Origin of the sequence: Agarivorans sp., assembly GCF_050295395.1 — a bacterium.
Taxonomy (GTDB): domain Bacteria; phylum Pseudomonadota; class Gammaproteobacteria; order Enterobacterales; family Celerinatantimonadaceae; genus Agarivorans.
In genome coordinates this window covers 1-2,119 of record NZ_JBNKPP010000182.1, presented here as the reverse complement: position 1 = coordinate 2,119, position 2,119 = coordinate 1, and the positions used below count along the sequence as shown (strand labels likewise).

Here is a 2,119-nt window from a genome sequence, read left to right as displayed (position 1 = left end):
CTAAGCGGTACTATTTGTTGTTGAGCGGTCAAAATAGCCTTTTAGCGGCGGGGTAAGATGATGAACTGGCGAGCTCTCACAAACCAAAATGCTGTTTAATGCTTTTAAAGTAACGTCGGCTTACCGGCAGTTGCTGACCACTGCGGGTAAATAATTGAGCTCCGCCGTTGTCTTCCAAGGCGATTTCGCAGATGGCTTCCACGTTCACTAAGTGTTGCCGGTGGCAGCGCAGTAGCGGGGATTTTTCTTCCAATACTTTTAGCGTCAGCTGGGTATGGTAGGTACCGTTTTGTGTGGTGCTCTCAGGCCTTACCAGCCTGCATCCCCAAAAAAAATAGACCCCTCTCGATATAATTGTTGTTGAATTTCTTTGTCCATAGACATCTATTTTAGTTGAAAGGATGCTAATGAATCACTCACATAGTATTAACCTTTAAGCTGCGGTTTTGATTTCTTAGTTGATAGTTGCCAAGACTTTAAACGCTCTTGAATACTCATCACGAACACGAAGAAAGCTGGTACAAAGTAAATGGCAAGTAATGTAGCGCTGACCATTCCACCGAACACACCTGTTCCGATAGCTCGTTGAGTTTCTGCACTAGCGCCTGAGGCTAGCATCAGTGGTACAACACCAAGACCAAATGCCAGAGAGGTCATCAGGATAGGCCTTAATCGCAACTTCGCAGCTTGAACGGCTGACTGAACCAACCCGTTACCTTGTTCTCTTAACTGTTTGGCAAACTCAACAATTAGAATCGCGTTTTTCGCCGAAAGGCCAATTACGGTGATCATCCCGACTTTGAAGAAAACGTCATTTGGCATGTCGCGTACTACAATAGCGAGTACCGCACCTAACAATCCCAAGGGCACAACCAACATGACCGATAAAGGAATTGCCCAACTCTCATAAAGTGCTGCAAGCACCAAGAAAACGACTAGCATCGATAGCGCCATTAGCATCGGTGCTTGTTTCGCTGAGTGAAGCTCTTGTAATGCCTGTCCTGTCCATGCAATGGTGAAGCCTGATGGAAGTTGCTTAGCCATTTGTTCTATTTCAGCCATCGCTTCCCCACTAGACACTCCGGAAGCTGCGCCACCAGAAATTCGAAGCGCAGGATAACCTTGGAAGCGAATAAACTGCGGAGCTGACTCAGACCAAATAGGCGTCACAATTTCTGATAACGGAACCATACCGCCATTAATGTTTCGTACGTGGAGCTTGAGCACATCCTCAATCTGCATCCTTGATGAAGCCTCTGCTTGCATAATGACTTGCTGCATTCTGCCTTCATTAGGAAAATCGTTGATGTATAGCGATCCTATCGCAGTTGATAGGGTCTCACTAATGCTCGTGAATGAAACACCTAATGCCTCGGCTTTCTGGCGATCTATATCTAAATGAATACTTGTACCCGCAGGAAGTCCATCAGAATAGACATCACTAAGTGACTTACTATTTTTCGCCAACTCTAACATCTTCGCCTCAACGGCTTTTAATGCTTCGTATCCCTGATTTCTGCGATCTTGCAAGAAAAACGTAATATCAGAGCTTGTCCCCAGCTCTTCAATAGAAGGAGGCAGCATGTGCATAACCGTGCCTTCTTTTACGTCTGCCATTGCCTCCTCAGCAAGCCTTAACTCATCCAGTGTTGAGGTATCGTCGCGTGATTTCCAATCTTTCAACATGGTAAAACTTTGCGCTGTATTCGTACCTGAACCGGAAAAACCAAAACCAATAACTGTCATAGTTGACTCAATTGCTGGACGGCTTAACGCATGCTGTTCAAATTTTTTCACAACATCCAACGTACGTGCTGTGGTTGCGTCTGCCGGAAGCTGAATATTGGTAATAAAATATCCTTGGTCTTCTTCTGGCAAAAACGATGAGGGCAACTGTCTATACACTAGAACCAAAATCGCGCACAGAAACACAAAGCCAAGCATCATTCGACCTTTGCGATGTACTAATACGTTAACTTGAGATTCATACCGATTGTTCATTCGGTTAAAGCCACGATTAAACCATTTCGCGAATCTTGTTTGCTCGTGGTGATTAGCATTAGCCGGCTTTAACAACGTGGCACAAAGCGCCGGCGTTAGTGTTAGTGCCAAAAATGCT

General features: G+C 45.2%; 1 protein-coding gene and 1 pseudogene. Both read right to left on the bottom strand.

The features are described 5' to 3' along the window. Positions 1-76 precede the first annotated feature (76 nt). Positions 77-286 (bottom strand): annotated as a pseudogene (locus ACQY6Q_RS10825) (LytTR family transcriptional regulator DNA-binding domain-containing protein); the annotation flags it as partial. A gap of 140 nt (positions 287-426) precedes the next feature. Next, positions 427-2,119, bottom strand: a 1,693-nt coding sequence (locus tag ACQY6Q_RS10820) for an efflux RND transporter permease subunit (protein ID WP_427981273.1), incomplete at its 5' end; no start/stop codon positions are given.